Annotated in this window: 13 protein-coding genes; 8 read left to right on the top strand and 5 right to left on the bottom strand. The window is 40.0% G+C overall.

Going from position 1 to position 17,486, the window contains the following annotated elements; genetic code table 11:
- Positions 1–153 precede the first annotated feature (153 nt).
- The 5 genes from NST24_RS18980 to NST24_RS18960 all read left to right on the top strand — a co-directional run bounded on the left by NST24_RS18980 (position 154) and on the right by NST24_RS18960 (position 6,642).
- Complete coding sequence (locus NST24_RS18980; protein ID WP_342462125.1) at positions 154–1,047, top strand: hypothetical protein; 894 nt, start codon at positions 154–156, stop codon at positions 1,045–1,047.
- 100 nt (positions 1,048–1,147) lie between these two features.
- Positions 1,148–2,101 (top strand): hypothetical protein, encoded by a 954-nt coding sequence (locus tag NST24_RS18975; RefSeq protein ID WP_342462124.1) that lies wholly within the window; start codon positions 1,148–1,150, stop codon positions 2,099–2,101.
- 330 nt (positions 2,102–2,431) lie between these two features.
- Entirely contained in the window at positions 2,432–4,291 is a 1,860-nt protein-coding gene (locus NST24_RS18970) for a beta-glucoside-specific PTS transporter subunit IIABC (RefSeq protein WP_057078837.1), read from the top strand.
- A 4-nt stretch (positions 4,292–4,295) separates the two neighbouring features.
- A complete protein-coding gene (locus tag NST24_RS18965; RefSeq protein ID WP_025208280.1) occupies positions 4,296–5,762 on the top strand; it encodes a glycoside hydrolase family 1 protein in 1,467 nt (488 codons plus the stop codon).
- Positions 5,763–5,793: 31 nt separating this feature from the next.
- Positions 5,794–6,642 carry a PRD domain-containing protein gene (locus tag NST24_RS18960; protein ID WP_008347382.1) on the top strand — a complete coding sequence of 283 codons (849 nt, stop codon included), beginning with the start codon at positions 5,794–5,796 and terminating at the stop codon, positions 6,640–6,642.
- 93 nt (positions 6,643–6,735) lie between these two features.
- Here the strand turns inward: NST24_RS18960 and NST24_RS18955 are convergent, their stop codons facing one another.
- From NST24_RS18955 to NST24_RS18935, 5 genes are all read right to left on the bottom strand, one after another.
- A complete protein-coding gene (locus NST24_RS18955) occupies positions 6,736–7,914 on the bottom strand; it encodes an aspartate phosphatase (protein WP_024720457.1) in 1,179 nt (392 codons plus the stop codon).
- 658 nt (positions 7,915–8,572) lie between these two features.
- Entirely contained in the window at positions 8,573–9,334 is a 762-nt protein-coding gene (locus NST24_RS18950; protein ID WP_342462123.1) for an ABC transporter ATP-binding protein, read from the bottom strand.
- A 13-nt stretch (positions 9,335–9,347) separates the two neighbouring features.
- The gene (locus NST24_RS18945) at positions 9,348–11,675 is read right to left on the bottom strand and encodes an ABC transporter permease (protein WP_342462122.1); all 2,328 of its coding nucleotides are present in this window, start codon (positions 11,673–11,675) and stop codon (positions 9,348–9,350) included.
- Positions 11,672–12,925 carry an MFS transporter gene (locus tag NST24_RS18940; RefSeq protein ID WP_342462121.1) on the bottom strand — a complete coding sequence of 418 codons (1,254 nt, stop codon included), beginning with the start codon at positions 12,923–12,925 and terminating at the stop codon, positions 11,672–11,674. Before NST24_RS18940 ends, NST24_RS18945 begins: the two co-directional genes overlap by 4 nt.
- 69 nt (positions 12,926–12,994) lie before the next feature.
- A complete protein-coding gene (locus NST24_RS18935; protein ID WP_148943223.1) occupies positions 12,995–13,645 on the bottom strand; it encodes a TetR/AcrR family transcriptional regulator in 651 nt (216 codons plus the stop codon).
- A 160-nt stretch (positions 13,646–13,805) separates the two neighbouring features.
- Here NST24_RS18935 and NST24_RS18930 point away from each other — a divergent pair, with 160 nt between their 5' ends.
- From NST24_RS18930 to NST24_RS18920, 3 genes are all read left to right on the top strand, one after another.
- Positions 13,806–14,918 (top strand): sugar diacid recognition domain-containing protein, encoded by a 1,113-nt coding sequence (locus NST24_RS18930; protein ID WP_342462120.1) that lies wholly within the window; start codon positions 13,806–13,808, stop codon positions 14,916–14,918.
- A 117-nt stretch (positions 14,919–15,035) separates the two neighbouring features.
- Complete coding sequence (locus tag NST24_RS18925; protein WP_342462119.1) at positions 15,036–16,307, top strand: GntP family permease; 1,272 nt, start codon at positions 15,036–15,038, stop codon at positions 16,305–16,307.
- 29 nt (positions 16,308–16,336) lie between these two features.
- Positions 16,337–17,476, top strand: a complete 1,140-nt coding sequence (locus tag NST24_RS18920) for a glycerate kinase (RefSeq protein WP_342462118.1) — start codon at positions 16,337–16,339, stop codon at positions 17,474–17,476.
- The last annotated feature ends 10 nt before the right edge of the window (positions 17,477–17,486 follow it).

Raw genomic sequence — 17,486 nt, 5'->3', positions numbered from 1 at the left:
CATTTAGATATATAATAAACGATGTATAACTGCAGATACAAGAGGTATGAGAAAAAAATAAATGCTAGAAAGGAGGTGAAGAGATCACTGATTGGTTAATCAATAAGATGAATCCTTCATATAGAGTGAACGATCATAGTTTGGAGGGGACATATGAGTAAATCGAAAATCTGGATTATGACTATTCTGGCGGTACTACTGATTGGTGGAGGCGGCTGGATAGCCTATCAAGCAATCGCAAAAAAGAGTGGTTTGAATCATCCCTACGCCTTTGCATATAAGACTCATGATCGTGTGAACTGGTTCAAGGTAACGGAAAGAAACGGAAAAGTAACAGGTCATCTGAATGAAACCATTTTAGAGGAAAACCCGAAAAGGCATTATGATCCCAATCTATTTATCAACAAATATCAATTAACTGGGAAATCAATTGAAAACGGTTACGGATTTTATGTGAAGCAAGGGAAAGAAACGGTCACATATGAAGTGCACCTTGCCGAAAAGGATCTTTCTGTGAAAAAACAAGGTGAAAAGCACAGCATCACATACAAAGCAGTTGATCAAAAAAACCTACGTGCTGTTCAACAGGACATTCATACTCGATATGAGAAACTGATGGATGACACGGAAAATAGATTTCATGATTATGTACGAAACTTCATTAAGAAAGTAACAGGCGCTTATGGTTATCTGTATACGGCAGAGGATGGTTCGTACCAACTATTTCTAAAAGTAAAACGAATGTATATGCAGTCTGAATGGGCAGGTTCTTTTCTAATGAGAAAGGCCCCAGGAGATGGTGGTGAACCTTATAAAGAAACGAAACATACAGCTGGTGGAGTTTCAGATGGGATGATGTTTGATTTGAGTACTTATCCTGCAATTGAAAAGGGTTTTATTTTAGGTGAAACTGACCGAGACGCAACATACATTAAATTTCCTTTTAAAATGGCAGGCGGGACAATAGAATTTAAAGCGGTCACGAAAGAGGAATATCAAGAACAAACAGAAGCATTCAAAAAGAAGGCGATAGAATGGCAAAAGTAGATCGTGTTGGAACAGATGAATGTTGTGAATGGCATTTCAGGGCGATCAGAATAAATAGGGATCATGAAGGTTTTCAAAACATATATGAGTGGAGGTACGTATGAGTAAATTGAAAATGTGGGTCGTGTCTATCCTGGCAGTACTCATCTTAGGTGGAGGCGGCTGGACAGCATATCAAGCAATCGCAAAAAAGAATTCATTGAATCATGCCTATGCATTTGCGTATAAAACGAAGGATAGAATGAGCTGGTTTGAGATATCTGAGAATAAAGGCAAAGTAACGGGGCATTTGAATGAAAAGTATATAGAAGAAATATGGTGGGATCCCAAAATATATAAAAAACAATATGTAGTGTCCGGGAGTTCAAAGGAAAACGGTTATGAATTTCGAGTCAAACAAGGCAAAGAAACAATCATATACGAAGTTCAAATGTCTGGGAAAGACCTATCTGTAAAAAAACAAGGTGATAAGAAAAGCAGGATATATAAAGCAACCAATCGAAAAAAGCTAGATTCGTATCACAAACAAATTCAAGATCGACATCAACATCTAGTTGATACATCAGAAACTAGATTTTATGACAATATGAGACACTTCAGGGATAAAGTAGCGAAGGTATATGGTTTTCTATATACGGCAGAGGACAAACAACTATTTTTACAAATGGACAGCATGCATATTGAGAATGGATGGCTCGGCTCTTTTCTAATAACAACTGTTTCTGAAGATGGTTGTAAGCCATATAAAGAAATGAAATTAGAAGTCGGAGGCTTTACGGATGGTGGAGGATTTTTAGACATGAGCTATGATCCTATAATTGAACAAGGTGTACTGATAGGTTCGACTGATCGAGATGCAAAATCAATCAAACTGCCAATTAAAAAGACCAACGGTACAATAGAGTTAAGAGCTTTCACGCGTCAGGAATATAAAAAACTCCCTAAACCATATATCATGACAGGCGATTCGGTAGAGTTAAAAGCTGTCACGAAAAAGGAATATGAAAAACAAGCGAAAGCATTTAAAAAGAAAGCAGAAGAAAAGAGAAAATAGGCATCTTAAACCAGATGAGTGAATCAACTTATCTGGTTTTTTATGGAGAAACATTTTGTTGATTGATGATAGAAGGAACAAAAGAGTTGCTTTAAGTAAATAAAGAAAAGTATTTTGGGTATATAGACCTTAATAAATTTCAGAAAAATAAATGTTGACGCTTTCATATAATCAATATATACTAAAAACAAATCCAATATAAATAAATTAGACATGTGACTGGTCATGCAGGCAGGATCTAAAAACGATGAATTTCTTTAATTTGTCGTTTTAGATCCTTTTTTTATTGCCAAAATATAGGTCTCATGTATGAGAAAAGGAGGAAAAGAAATGGATTACACACAAGTCGCCAAAGACGTTTTGCAGCATGTAGGTGGTAAAGAAAACATTGCGCACCTTGAGCACTGCTCAACAAGACTTCGCTTCACACTAATTGATCAGAAAAAAGCAGATGTACCAGCATTAGAAAAAACACCAGGTGTCATAGCTGTCAGAATGTCAGGACAATGCCAAGTGGTCATTGGGAATGACGTGATTGAAGTGTATCAACAGGTAACAAATTTAATGGGCGGCAGCTCGTCTGGGCAAAGCATGCCATCCAATCAGCCAAAAGAAAAAAGAAAAGCAGGCACAGTTCTATTAGATTTCATTGTGGGTGTCTTCCAGCCGCTTGTTCCGGCTATCGCAGGCGGAGGAATTTTAAAATCATTTCTTCTCCTTTTCTCTTTATTAGGCTGGGTGGATGCAAAAGGCCAAACCTATCAAATACTGAATATGGTGGGTGACGCACCACTATACTTCCTGCCATTACTAGTCGCTGTCACAACGGCAAATAAACTAAAGGTAAACCCACTGGTCGCATTATCAGCAGTCGGTGCACTCCTTCTTCCGAACATGACAGCCATGCTTACTGAAGGTGCGCAATTAATGTCATTCGACGTAAAAAATATAGCTTATGCGTATCAAGTGTTTCCAGCAATCCTTTCTGTATTGCTTTACGCTCAAATGGAAAAATTCTTCACACGATTTTCACCAAAACCAATTCGGATTTTCTTTGTCCCAATGATGTCATTAGTCATTACTGTACCAGTTACGTTACTGTTATTAGGACCACTTGGTTTTACAGCAGGACAAGGGTTTTCATCCGTTATTCTTGCGATGTTTAATACAGTAGGCTGGGTAGCTGTCGCAATTTTAGCAGCGGTACTCCCGTTTATGGTTGCATCAGGCATGCACAAAGCAATGGTCCCTTATGCAGTGACAACGATGGGGAACCTCGGGAAAGAAGCACTTTATTTACCAGCATCACTTGCGCATAATATTGCGGAAAGTGGGGCATGTTTCGCAGTGGCACTACGCACGAAAGACAAGGTACTCAGATCAACAGCCATTTCGGCAGGAATTTCAGCATTTTTTGGCATCACAGAGCCTGCTTTGTATGGTGTGACACTTCAAAATAAACGCGTACTTGGAAGTGTCATGATTGGTTCGTTTGTTGGCGGGATCTTCATTGGATTAGTTGGTATACAAGCCTTTGTACTTGTTGGTCCTGGATTAGCAAGTATGTCGATGTTTATATCAGATGAGCTTCCACGAAATCTAATGTTTGCTGTCATTGGAGCTGTCATTTCCTTCGTTGTTGCTTTTATCGCTGCTTTTGTATTAGGTAAGGATAAAAAAGTAGAAGAAAAGACAAATGATCAAGATGCATTTGCTGAACAAATTGGAGCAGGGGAAACTTTCAAAAGCCCTGTGATTGGTCAAATGATCTCACTATCTGAAGTAAAAGATGATATTTTCTCTTCAAAGGTCATGGGAGACGGAATTGCCATTGTTCCTTCAGAAGGAGCGTTATATGCACCAGTAGATGGTGAGGTCACCTTGCTGTTCGAAACAAACCATGCACTTGGTATGAAAACGGACAAAGGGGTTGAAGTATTATTCCATATTGGCATTGATACTGTACAGTTGGAAGGACAGTATTTTTATCCAAAAGTGCAGGCAGGAGATCGTGTACAAGCAGGGGATTTACTCATTGAATTTGATGTAGAAAAAATCATGGAAGCAGGATACGATCCAGTTACGCTTGCTGTCATCACGAATACAGATCAATATGATATTAAGGTACAGCCATTACAAGAGGTCAATCGCCAAGATACATTGATGGTTATCACCCAATTAGGAGGCTAAACATATGACGACAATAAAAGGTTTTCCAAAAGGATTTTTATGGGGCGGCGCCATTGCCGCCAACCAAGCAGAAGGCGCTTGGAATGTAGATGGAAAGGGCCCATCTGTTGCTGATATTGCGATGTACAGGTCTAATTTGAGTGTAGAAGATTATGAAGGGCATCTAGCTGTTACTTCTGAAAATATAGATCGAGCGATGAAAGACCCAGATGATAAAAAGTATCCAAAACGCAGAGGTGTTGATTTCTATCATCACTATAAAGAGGATTTGGCTCTATTTGCTGAAATGGGTTTTAAAACTCTTCGCATCTCTATTGCATGGAGCCGTATCTTCCCAACTGGAGAAGAGAAAGAACCAAATGAAAAAGGACTCCAATTTTACGATCGTTTATTTGCAGAAATGAAAAAACACAACATAGAACCGATTGTGACGCTGTCACATTATGAAATGCCGTTAGCACTGAGCGTGAAATATAATGGCTGGGTTGAAAGAAAAGTCGTTGATCTCTTTGTTAAGTTCGCCAATGTATGTTTTGAACGCTATAAACATGATGTGAAATATTGGCTTACTTTTAATGAAATAGATAGTATTCACCGCCACTCTTTTATTACAGCAGGAATTATTCCTGATCGCTGCCCAGAAGGGAAAGAGGAAGAAACGGTTTATCAAGCACTCCATCATCAATTTATTGCCTCTGCACTCGTAACAGCAGATTGTCATCGCATCATACCAGGCAGTCAAGTAGGGTGTATGCTGACAAAATTAACAACGTATCCGCACACTTGTCATCCGAATGATGTGGAGCGGGCATTGAAACAAAACTTAGAAAACTATTTCTATGCAGATGTTCAGGTATTTGGTGAATACCCGCCGCTTATCAAGCGCATGCTTGAGAGAAAAAACATTCATATCCAAATGGAATCAGATGATCTTTCTATTTTAAAAGAAAATACAGTAGATTTTATCTCGTTCAGCTACTATATGTCTTTAACTGAATCAGCTGATGAAGGATTAGAAAAAACGGATGGAAATACCATCCGTGGGGTCAAAAATCCTTACCTTCCATCTACTGATTGGGGATGGCAGATTGATCCGGTTGGTCTGAAAATTTCTTTAATAGAATTATATGATCGTTATCAAAAACCACTGATCATTGTAGAAAACGGCATGGGTGCAAAAGATGTTGTTGAAAGTGATGGATCAATTCACGATGATTATCGTATTAACTATTTCAAAGAGCATTTCCGCCAAATGAGAGAAGCGGTGGAAGAAGGCGTTGACCTATTCGGATATACGAGCTGGGGCTCAATTGATATTATAAGTGCAGGTACATCACAGATGTCAAAACGATACGGGTTCATTCATGTAGATCAAGATGACGATGGAAACGGTACATTAAAACGTTCTCGTAAAGACTCATTTTATTGGTACAAAAAGGTCATTGAAACAAATGGTGAATCGCTTGATTGAAAAACCACAATCATGAAAACAGGTGATAACGATGTTTAAAATCAAAAAAGTTTTAAACTCGAGTGTGGTTCTGGCTGAAGATCAGAACCAACAGGAGATGGTTCTATTCGGCCGGGGGATTGGTTATGGACAAAAACCAGGTCAAATGATTGAAGAAAAGAAGGCAGATCAAGTGTTTATGTCTGTCGATAACATGAGAGCGAAGGAATTTCTCCAACTATTAGATTCAATGCCGCAAGAGTTTATCGATTTAACTCAGCATATTGTTCAATATGCTGAAAAACGCTTAAACTCAAGTCTGAATTCTGGTGTCTATTTTACCTTGATGGACCACTTGAATTTTGCAGTAGAACGGCACAAGAAGAATATTAATATTACAAATCGAGTATACTGGGAAATCAAAAACTACTATACCGAAGAATTTGAAGTAGGTAATTATGCGCTTGAGTTAGTCAACAATACATTGGGCATACAATTACCAAAGGAAGAAGCGGCCAATATCGCCTTCCATTTAATTAATGCGTTAGGTGAAGAGTCCGATTCCAAAGATGGCATGAAGTATGCCAAGATGATCGGAAGTATTGTGAATCTTGTCCGCTATACGTTGAATATGAAAATGGATCAAGAGAATATTCATTACAGCCGATTTATTACACATGTGAAATTCTTTGTTGAAAGATTTTACGCAAATAAATTATTATCAGATCAAGAAAATGAGTTGTTTGAACAAATTGCACACTTGTATCCTCAAGCGATGGATGTAGCTTTCAAAATCAAAGATTATATTAAACAGGTGCATAGTATTGTTATTCCAAATGACGAACTTACGTATCTGGCGGTACATATTCACCGCCTCATTTCTTATCAAGAACTAAAATAAATGTGGACCACTTGCCTTGTAACGAGGCAAGTGGTTATTTGTATTGTATTGGTTTATGTTCCGATAGGTCGTTCTGCTGGGCCAAGATGTGTATCATTTAACGAATTGTAAGACACCGTTTGTCCGAAAACAACGATGGCTAAAGCGAAAATGAGTAAACTCACTTTTTTCATCATAATTCCTCCAATTAAGTGTAGTGTGTTCTAATTGATAGGCATCCTTCAAAAAGAGGTATGCTTGGTGAATTGAACCTAGCTCTTCAAAGTGTTTGGCAGCTAGTGCACTTAATTCACGGGCACCTTCAACATCCTTTAATTCTTTCAGAATACTGATGTCATCGAAACAGGTTTGAGCTTTTTTGGATATGTCTTCAGTGAAATATAGGTGATAGAGAAAATTCATTTTTGCTGTATAGATGGGGTTTCTGTCTATTTCTTGTTTTTGTTTGACTAATTCAAAATAATAGAGAGCTTGCGACTTTTCATCAATGGAGAGTAGCTCTTTTAGTAACATAAACATGGAGTGTTCGAAATAACAAGATGAAAGGTAGTCATCATCACTAAGAGCCTTTTCTAGGGCATCAATACATTTTTTTGATTCTCCAACTTCGGCATATAGAATACTGATATTGTGATAAAGCTGTGATGCTAAAAAATGATCGTTTAATTGATTTGAGATGTGTAATGCTTTTGTGTAGTAATTCTCAGCTCTTTTGAAATCGCCAATATCCATGAAGTTGGTGGCTGCGATCACAAAAGCTGCTGCCAGTCTTCTTTCATAGCCATCATGACCTTTGAAAATATCGATGGCATTCTGAATATAATGAAGTGAAATCAGGCTTTGGCGAAGCATCATATATAGGTTTGCGACCTTCGTATGGAATTCTGCTACTTCTATTTCATCAGGAATGTTTTGTAGTTTTTTCTCAGCAATTTTAAACAGTCCGATGGCTGATGCATAGTCTCTGTTATATGAAGCGTAAAGGGCTTTATATAGGTAAAAATAATATTCAATTAAGTCGTTTGTTTTAGAAGGGTATTCTAGCACTGTCGGTTCATTCAGTTTTTTACCTCTTCGTTCATATAACATGAGCTTAAACTTGCCTTCTAGCAATGAATAGTAGGTCAAGACCTCCTGATTCTCTTCCATCTCTTGAAGTAATTCCTTTAATTCTGTGTAGATTGTCTTTGCATTGTGTACATCATGCTTACGAATGGCAATTCGCCAATCATTTAAACGGTTCCCCACCTGTTCAGCTGAAATGATTTTCATGGAAATTTCACCTCTTTAACATCCTATCGCCTGTTTCAATAAAAAACGATATCACAATTTTTGGTAAAATATAATCGTTTCTGGGAGGTGATTGACAGGAGGTAATAAAAAGGACCTTATGTCATGAGATGTACGTTATTGTAATGATGATTGATTGTTTATTCAAATGAGTAAAATCTTTTTTTGGAAGTCTAAAAACGTGATAGATACTATTAGTTTTAAGTTTATGGTCGAAAATACCATCTGAATATATGAAATAAAGCTATTTTAGCTATGAGAGAAGAAGAATGAAAGGTCGATCTAGAAGGGAAAATCAGTTATGATGTTGCTAGATGATTTTGGAAAAGAAACTGGAAGTTACAGAGAAAGGTGGATATCCGAGACAAGTGTTGACCTTTCAGAAAGGATGTTGAAATGAAAAAAAGATTTCAAATGTTAAACTGGCAAATGACAATTGTGATGACGACGCTTTTACTTGTTTTAGTCACTCTTTATATCTCAAAGAGATACTTTTATAGCAAAGAAATTGAGTTACTGACAGAATCTTGTCAACAAGAAGACGGCAAAATCATACTAGAAACAAATAGTTTGACTATGGATTACTCCTTTGAGTGTAAGAAAAAATAAAACAGGCAGCTTTCTGCCTGTTTGACACCAATTAAAACCCTAAGTTTTGTAACCACTTGTTTAACAAGGCCTCTCGTTTCTCAGCGGTAAAGCGATCGTATTTTCCTAAATTTAAATGAGCTGTAATTTGACCGTCATTCATAAACAAAATTCTTTCAGAGCAAAGGGCCACTTTTGGATCATGGGTGACGAGAAGCAAAGTTGTTCCTTCAGAATTGATTTGTGAAAAAATATCCATGACTTCCTTTGTGGTGCTTGAATTAAGAGCACCTGTGGGCTCATCGGCAAAAAGAATGTTTGGTCCATTCATAAGAGCTCGACAGATAGAGGCTCTTTGGAGTTGTCCTCCTGATACTTCTGATAAATATCTATCAGCTAAATGATCAATATCAAGTTTCTCCATTAGATATTTTGCTCGTTCATTGACTTCTTTTCTCGGCATTTTCTTCGCTAAGTAAGCTGCAGCAATGATGTTATCAAATAGATTGAGGTTTTTTAGTAAGTGGCTGTGTTGAAAGACGAATCCCATCTCTGATAAGCGTAAAGCTGTTAACTGTTTGTCTGTCATTTCTGATAGCAGTTGACCTTTATATTTGATTTCTCCTCTGGAGGATGTCTCTATACCGCTAAGTTGATAAAGCAAAGAGGTTTTTCCGCACCCTGAAGGTCCCATAATGGTGACAAATTCTCCACGTTTAATGGTTAAGTGAATATTTCTAAGAATGGTTTGTTTTTGTCCTTTTAATGAATCAATTTGTAAAGACAATTGCTTCGCTTCAATTAATTGTTCCATGTGAAACATCTCCTTATGAAAGAGTATGACGGCTGATTTTACTAGAAAAAAAGGACTTCAATAGCCACGAGATGACAGTTAAATTCACCATAAACAGCAGGATAGGATACACGATCCAAACCCATTTCGGGGCTAACCACTGAAGGCTTGATGCTCCTAATGATGCTCCGCCTGCACTCATCAACGCCGGACCAATAGTATGAACAGCGATTGCTCCAATGAAGGCGCCAATAGAGAGAACGACGATAAAACTTGTTAAGTATTGATAGGTTAAATCTTTTTGAGAAAAACCAATCGTTCTTAACAAGTGAGTACGATTTAAATCTTTCGCCCTTAACATGTGCAGAAACATCATTAACATTAGGCTGGCTGTTCCAAAAGCTGCGATGGTTGAAAATAATGCAATCACTTTTACTAGAGATGCGGTGCTTCCTATTGTTTGATGCACATATTCTTTCATATCTGTCACTTTTGCAGGAGACATATTTGTTTCAAGTGCTGCTTTTTTACCTGCCATATCTATTCCTTGTTTTAATTGTATTTGAATGGTTTTCCAAAGGGATGAATGAGGAAAAGGCTGAGATAATGATTTAGCTGTTTTCCCTCCGTTGGTGACGTCTTGATAAATGCCGGTAACCATTTTTTGAACTTGCTGTCCATTTGTGGCGAGAGTGACTTTTTCGCCTATCTTTTTCTGAAGTGAGTCAGCACTCAATACCGATAAAGCAATCTCTTCCTCCTTCAACGGTTCCCGTCCTTGTAAATAGGTGAGAGGGAATGCTGATAGATCACCTGTTTCTAAATAAAGCGTTTCTAATGTATTCTCCATTGTTTTGGCTTGTAGAGAAGTGGTTTCATAGACGGCAGATGTTTGAATGTCTTGGTCTACGCTAATCATAGACGCTATTTTATTTGTACTTTTCTCTAAATGATTTCCCTGCCGAATATCAATTCGAAGGTCACTTTTTCCTGAGCCAAGATATGTGACGAAATCGGGTGATTGTAATGTGTACCATAACTGAATCGGCATTAACATTAAAAATGTACAAAGCGCAATAATACAGGTAATTGTTGAATACATCTTTATTCGCGAGAACAGATCTTTCAATCCAAACCAAAAATTGACTGGGAGGAATCTGTTTTTCTGGAGGTACATAGGAATTTGTTTTTTACGGCTTGGTGAGCTTATGCCGCCTTGAATGGCTTGAGCTGCTGATATTTGACCAAATCTCCTTAGGACAGTATAGCTGAATGAGATGACGATCATTGCCGTCAAAATTGACACCAAAAGCGGGATCACCTGATGAATAAAAGAGAAGTGATTCCCCATATATTGCTGAATATTGGCTGTAAACAAATCACCAAACATGAGTGTCATCAAATATCCTGCTATACACCCTATACAGGCAAGCACAGCATACTTCCCAACGTATAATTGTTTGATTTTTGATAAAGGGATTCCTAGTACTTTTAAGATTCCAATTTCACGTTCATCCTCTTCTATAGCGGCGGTCATAGCGAGACGAAGAGAGAGGAGGGAAATGCTAATGAGCAGAAAGCAAACAAGAAGGAGAATGGCGATCACCATACCATCTGTTAGGGCATTCAGCATGCGAAGCAGGGGTAATGTGACAGCAGGCCCCTGTTGTGGCAGCTCAGATGATTGATAGAGTGATTGAAAAGCATCTGCTTGACTAGCATCATGCAATAAAAATTCAATTAAGTACTCCTTTTTTTGAAACACTTGATTCAGTGCCACCCAGTCCGCATCATGCAGAAGAAATCTCTTTGAACTGACAAGACTTGGATTCATTTGGGCATCTCGTAAGAACGTTTTGATTTGAAAAGAGAATTGATGAGAGCCTTTTGTAATGAGTAACCTTTCGCCAATCTTTAAATGGTATTTTTGTTGAAAATAAATAGGGACTGCTACTTCTCCTTTATTTACAGTGAGCTTTTCATTTCGTTCGTTTAAAAGGAAATCAAAATAGCGATTTTGCTTTACAAATAAATGATCCATCACACCCGCTTGAGCAGGCTCCTGCCCGAACTTGATGCTGACGTGTTCGATCGGAATCATTGGAACAATTTGATGTGCCTTCACCATCGACTGTTTACTTGAAAATATATCGACCGCTTTTTCATCTAAGCTGCCATCGTGCATTTGGACAAAGTCTGGTGCTTTGGCTGATTGGAGTAGATCAGAAATGGAACCATTCAGCTGGGCCGTCATTTGCGCAGCGCTTGTTGCTAAAAATGATGTCATCATGATGCAAAGGGTTAAGCCGATTGAAATGAGACGGTGGCGGGTTAGGTCTTTTTTGATAAACGTCAATCTCATGAGGCTGATTCTCCTTCATGTCGAAGCATATTTTTTGTTAGGATGGCAAGTGCAAACATCAAGGCACTCACGATTAACACGGTCACATACATGCTAGTGGAAAAAGTGTTGAACAAGAACCCATACATCATTTGCCCGAGCGGTGCAGCACATTGAGAGACCATTGTTAGATTGGCCATGACTTTTCCTAATTGAGCATTGGGTGTTTTCTTTTGCACATGTGAGATGACAACGATCGAAATCATGGTGAGTAGCATGGCAATTGGGAGACAACCTGCTAAAAAGAGAAAATAGGCTGGAAATGTACCAAATTGAAGAGCCATCTTGGATGTTGAAAAAGCAACAGGCAGCAAAATGACTGCGATGACGAGCAGCCAGCGATACAAAGTAGGAATTCGCCAATGTTTCGCTACAAGCCCAACTAGCAGGGCGCCTGCGATGACGGCAAACTCAATGATGCCCATTCCTATTCCATACATGATGTCACTGCTTTTCATTGTGACCCTTAAAATAATGGGACCTCCAACGATAAAAAATGGTGTGAGGATGAAATTTAGTAGCGCTGCAAGCAGCATGGCTCTTTTTAAAAATGGCTGGCTTCCGATATAGGAAAAGCCTTGTTTCATATCTTTCAAGAGTACTTTGGTCATCGGTTCTGCGAGTGGGCTAGGTGAGAAAGAGATTTTTAACCGTAAAAGCATGCATGCTGATAGAAAAAATACAATGCTGCTAGCGCCTATGATGACCTGGCTCCCAATGAGTCCGTATAAAACGCCACCAATGATAGGAGCGACAACACCTGAAAGGGCCTGCACACCATTCACGATGCCATTCGCTTGTTCTAATTTTTCTTCTTTCACTAGCTGAGGAATACTGGACATCACAGCAGGAGCATAAAACGTACTCATGACACCAAGGAGAATCATGACGGCTCCAATCATATAAAGTGAATCATGACCTGAAAATAACCAGAAATAAAAAGCCAGAATCATAATGCCAGTAAGAACATCAAATAAAATCATCAAATTTCTTCTGTTAAATCGGTCAGCAATTGCTCCTGCTAATGGCGAAAGGAGGAGTGGGATATTGGATAAAGCGAAAAGCAGGGCATATAAATCAACACGATGTGTCATATCCAAGACGTGTAAAGATAGAACAAAACGAATCAAGGAAGACCCGAAAACGGAAATAATTTGCCCGAGAACGAGATAGATAAAATGGGTGGAGCCATTTTTGGCTGATAACGACATGAAAATCACTCTCCTTTTAGACCGACCGTCAGTCTATAATATATGCAGGATTGGTATTGAAGTAACCAATCACTGATTATTGTCTTCCGGTTCTCCAGTTAAACGTTGGAGAAGGAAGGAGAAACTTCCCTTTTCTGCATGTAATGAGGCTTCAAGGATTGCGATAAATGCTAGAGCCCGTTGTATGCTTTCCGCTGTGGTCCATTGGAAAAGTCCCTCATCAAAGATAACCTGTGCAGAAGCGAGGAGAAATTCGACAGTTTCTTGCGGGTAATCCGTTTGAAATATCCCTTCTTCTACCCCTTGCTGAATGACTTCTGCTAAAACGGGTGATAGCTCTGTAATGGCTTTGATCAAGCTTTTTTGATGCATCTCTGCATTAGCAGGCTGATGAAATTGTTCAATCATGCCTTCTTTATGACTGCCCTGTTTAGGAGATTGTGCCATGATGATGCGAAATAATTTATCAATCACTGAGATATCTGGATCAGCGGCAATACGCTTTGCCTCGATGATATCTGCCTTTATGATCCGGTCAATGATTGCATCCATCACTTCTTCTTTGGAAGTAAAGTAATAATAGAATGTGCCTTTTGCAATGCCAACGGCTTTGAGGATGTCAATAATTGTGGTTTGCTGATAGCCTTTGGTTGAAAAAAGCTTCTCTGCTGCATTTAAGATGTCATTTTTGCGTTCCTCAGGATGTTTAACGGTTCTCATAAAGCCATCCTTTCTTTTGATTAGACTGTCGGTCGGTCCCTTGATTTGATTAAACACTTTTTGGCGTATCTTTGTCAACGGCTGTTTTTTGAAGCTTTGCATTTATTGTGCAATGACACTATGATACATTGAATGAAAACCCCTTCAGGAGAGATGCTGAATGCAATTTTTAACCAGTGAATTGGCGCAAGAGATGGTTGAACGTACGATGCATATTTTACATCAAAACATCAATGTCATGAATGCAGATGGTGTCATTATTGGGTCTGGTGAACGAAAAAGGATTGGACAAAAACATGATGGAGCACGTCTAGTGCTGTCAAGCGGAGATAGTGTGGAGATTGATCAGGAGACATCCCGCCGCTTAAAAGGCGTGAGACATGGAATCAATCTGCCTATTTGCTTTCGGGAACAAGTTGTTGGTGTCATTGGGATTACGGGTGAGCCAGAGAACATTCGTCATCATGCTGAGCTGGTGAAAATGGCAGCTGAGCTCGTTTTAGAGCAATCTTTTCTGCTTGAACGCTTCCAGTGGCGGCAGCGAATAGAGAGTGAAATTGTGAATCAGCTCATCTCCGAATCTGACATGGGTGATCATCAGCTGAAGCACCGTGCTGACTGGCTTGGAATGGATTTAGACAAGCGGCGAATGGCTATTGTTTTTCAGCCGATTCCATCGTCTGAGGACACTGTACATAAAATGATGCATGCCATTCAATACGATAAGAATGCGGATGATTTACTAGGCATGACCTTCCGTCATGAATTGATCCTTTTAAGACAGCCCATATGTGACCATCAACTCAAGCATGTGATCGAACAGCTGCAGCAAACAATGGCAGGTGCAGTTGATGGAAAAGTGCTAGTGGGTGTAGGAACTGTCGCTGAGGACATGAGTCAATTACCGGTGTCCTTTCAGCATGCGAGAGAAGCCCTGCGGTTAGGAAAGGTGCTCCATCCAGAGGAAAGCATATATGTTTTTGAATCTTATCAGCTTGAAAGCTTGTTTATAAAAGCGAGAGCCGCCAAAGAGGGCAAACGGTGGAGTGATTTTTATCATCCGCTGATACAAGAAACGGAACTCGTTCAAACGTTAAAGGTTTACATTGAAGAGGGCGGGGATTTACAAAGAATCGTTGATCGTCTATTTATTCACCGTAATACACTGCGATATCGATTAGATAAAATCCAGGCATTGACTGGAAAAGATCCTCGTCATGTGAAACAGTTGATGGAGCTGTACATAGCACAATTGGACAATCAACTGTCTTAATTGTGCATTTGCACAACTGAATGAAGAAATAAATAAAAGAAGTTCATCTGGATTCACAACTCGATCCCAATGGGTAAACGCTTACAATTAAGAAAAGACAATCAGGAGGGATGGAGTATGGGTGGAGATGTGACAGTGAGTACATTAGGCGCATTGACTGCGCTTGTAATCGCTATTGTTCTTATTTTAAAAAAAGTATCACCTGCTTATGGCATGCTGGCAGGCGCATTTATTGGCGGCTTGGTTGGCGGTGTAGATGTTGTGCAGACCGTGAACGTCATGATGGAAGGCGCAAAGGACATGATTCCGGCTGTTCTTCGAATCATGGCGGCAGGTGTACTGGCAGGGGTTTTAATTGAGTCGGGTGCTGCGTTATCTATTGCGGAGGCCATCGTGAAAAAGCTTGGAGAGGCAAGGGCACTTTTAGCACTCGCACTTGCAACAATGATTTTAACAACGGTGGGTGTTTTTGTAGATGTAGCAGTCATTACAGTAGCACCAATCGCACTTGCCATTGCCAAGCGTGCAAAACTTTCTAAAACGGGTATTTTACTTGCGATGATTGGAGGAGGGAAGGCGGGGAATATCATGTCACCGAATCCGAATGCCATTGCAGCCTCTGATGCTTTTGGTGTCCCGCTTACTTCCCTGATGGCGGCAGGTGTCATACCGGCTATTTTCGGGATAGCCGTCACGTATGTTTTAGCCAAAAAGCTTGCGAATAAAGGGACACCTGTTTTGGAAGAGGGAGCTGACCAAGGCGAGGTTCAAGTACCTGGTTTTCTACAAGCGCTTGTAGGCCCGCTTGTGACCATTCTTTTGTTAGCCTTGAGACCGTTGTTTCAAATAAATATTGATCCAATGATTGCCTTACCAATAGGAGGAATTGTTGGCGCTCTTTTCATGAAAAAAGGGAAGTTTCTCAATGATTATGCGATGTCAGGGCTGCATAAAATGTCAGGTGTAGCGATCATGTTACTAGGGACAGGTACATTAGCTGGAATTGTATCGAATTCTTCCATGAAAGAGGTATTTATTCAGGCGCTTGACGCTTCGGGATTACCTCCTTACTTGCTTGCACCAACGTCTGGAATTTTTATGTCGGCAGCCACAGCTTCGACAACTGCAGGGACGGCAGTTGCAAGTGGTGTATTTAGCGGAACTCTTATTGGTCTTGGTGTATCTGCCCTTTCAGGCGCAGCTATGATTCACGCTGGCGCAACTGTTCTCGACCATATGCCGCACGGAAGCTTTTTCCATGCAACGGCAGGAAGTGTTCAAATGGATATAAAAGAACGGTTGAAACTAATGCCCTTTGAATCGTTAATTGGTTTGACATTAACCGTTGTATCGACCATTATCTTTGGTATTTTCCAGCTGTTCAGCTGAGGACTTAATGAGAAACGAGGGGTTTTTGGATGAAGATTGTGATCGCACCAGATTCATTTAAAGAAAGTTTATCTGCTTATGAGACAGCATGTGCCATTGAACGAGGATTTCGCTCTATTTTGCCACATGCAAAATATATGAAAATCCCAATGGCAGATGGAGGAGAAGGCACAGTTCAATCGTTAGTGGATGCGACAGGCGGAACCATTGTCCAGCAAGTGGTCACAGGCCCGCTTGGCAAACCTGTGGATGCCTTTTTTGGTATGTTGGGAGATGGGCAGACAGCTGTCATAGAGATGGCAGCAGCATCAGGATTACATCTTGTCCCGCCAGAAAAACGGAACCCCTTATTCACGACGTCTAGAGGGACAGGAGAATTAATGCTTTCAGCGCTGGATAAAGGAGCGAAGCATTTAATCATTGGGCTTGGCGGAAGCGCAACAAATGATGGCGGCGTTGGCATGATGCAAGGTTTAGGTGCTTCTTTTCTCGATAAAGCAGGCCGAGACCTCACGCCGGGCGGTGGCTCACTGAATCAATTAGCTTCTATTGATCTATCTCGACTGGATCCAAGATTGCAATCAGTCCGTCTGGAAGTGGCGTGTGATGTGGATAATCCTTTAACGGGTGAAAGAGGAGCGTCTGCTGTGTTCGGTCCTCAAAAGGGAGCAGATACAGAAATGGTTCAACTGTTGGACAAGAATTTATCTCATTTTGCACAAGTGGCTAAGCAGCATCTTCATGTCTCCTTTGGTGATGCGGCAGGTGCAGGAGCGGCAGGAGGACTGGGCGCGAGTTTATTAGGCTTTTTACAGGCTGATCTGCAAAAGGGAATTGATATTGTACTGAAAGCCGTACATTTTGCTGACGTACTCAAGGACGCTGACCTAGTCATTACAGGGGAAGGGCGGATTGATCAACAGACCATTTACGGCAAAACGCCGATCGGTGTAGCCAAAGCTGCGAAACAATATGGACTCCCTGTCATTGGTATCGCTGGGTCCCTCTCAAAAGACAGTGCAGTTGTACATGATCATGGCATTGATGCACTTTTTAGTATTGTCCCTGGCGTCACGACTCTGGCTGAAGCCATGCATGATGCTAGTGTGCATGTAGAGAGAACAGCAAGGAATATTGCGGCTGCGATACAATTAAGCCGGATGATTTAAAAAACTTGTA

Source organism: Bacillus sp. FSL R5-0286 (assembly GCF_038593245.1).
Classification (GTDB): domain Bacteria; phylum Bacillota; class Bacilli; order Bacillales; family Bacillaceae; genus Bacillus; species Bacillus altitudinis.
Note: the sequence above shows the minus strand (reverse complement) of the source record. Positions and strands in the feature narration are given on the sequence as shown.

Excerpts from the sequence above, each read along its gene's own strand:
- NST24_RS18980 (WP_342462125.1), top strand. The coding sequence starts at position 154 with ATGAGTAAATCGAAAATCTGGATTATGACTATTCTGGCGGTACTACTG.
- NST24_RS18975 (WP_342462124.1), top strand. The coding sequence starts at position 1,148 with ATGAGTAAATTGAAAATGTGGGTCGTGTCTATCCTGGCAGTACTCATC.
- NST24_RS18970 (WP_057078837.1), top strand. The coding sequence starts at position 2,432 with ATGGATTACACACAAGTCGCCAAAGACGTTTTGCAGCATGTAGGTGGT.
- NST24_RS18965 (WP_025208280.1), top strand. The coding sequence starts at position 4,296 with ATGACGACAATAAAAGGTTTTCCAAAAGGATTTTTATGGGGCGGCGCC.
- NST24_RS18960 (WP_008347382.1), top strand. The coding sequence starts at position 5,794 with ATGTTTAAAATCAAAAAAGTTTTAAACTCGAGTGTGGTTCTGGCTGAA.
- NST24_RS18955 (WP_024720457.1), bottom strand. The coding sequence starts at position 7,914 with ATGAAAATCATTTCAGCTGAACAGGTGGGGAACCGTTTAAATGATTGG.
- NST24_RS18950 (WP_342462123.1), bottom strand. The coding sequence starts at position 9,334 with ATGGAACAATTAATTGAAGCGAAGCAATTGTCTTTACAAATTGATTCA.
- NST24_RS18945 (WP_342462122.1), bottom strand. The coding sequence starts at position 11,675 with ATGAGATTGACGTTTATCAAAAAAGACCTAACCCGCCACCGTCTCATT.
- NST24_RS18940 (WP_342462121.1), bottom strand. The coding sequence starts at position 12,925 with ATGTCGTTATCAGCCAAAAATGGCTCCACCCATTTTATCTATCTCGTT.
- NST24_RS18935 (WP_148943223.1), bottom strand. The coding sequence starts at position 13,645 with ATGAGAACCGTTAAACATCCTGAGGAACGCAAAAATGACATCTTAAAT.
- NST24_RS18930 (WP_342462120.1), top strand. The coding sequence starts at position 13,806 with ATGCAATTTTTAACCAGTGAATTGGCGCAAGAGATGGTTGAACGTACG.
- NST24_RS18925 (WP_342462119.1), top strand. The coding sequence starts at position 15,036 with ATGGGTGGAGATGTGACAGTGAGTACATTAGGCGCATTGACTGCGCTT.
- NST24_RS18920 (WP_342462118.1), top strand. The coding sequence starts at position 16,337 with ATGAAGATTGTGATCGCACCAGATTCATTTAAAGAAAGTTTATCTGCT.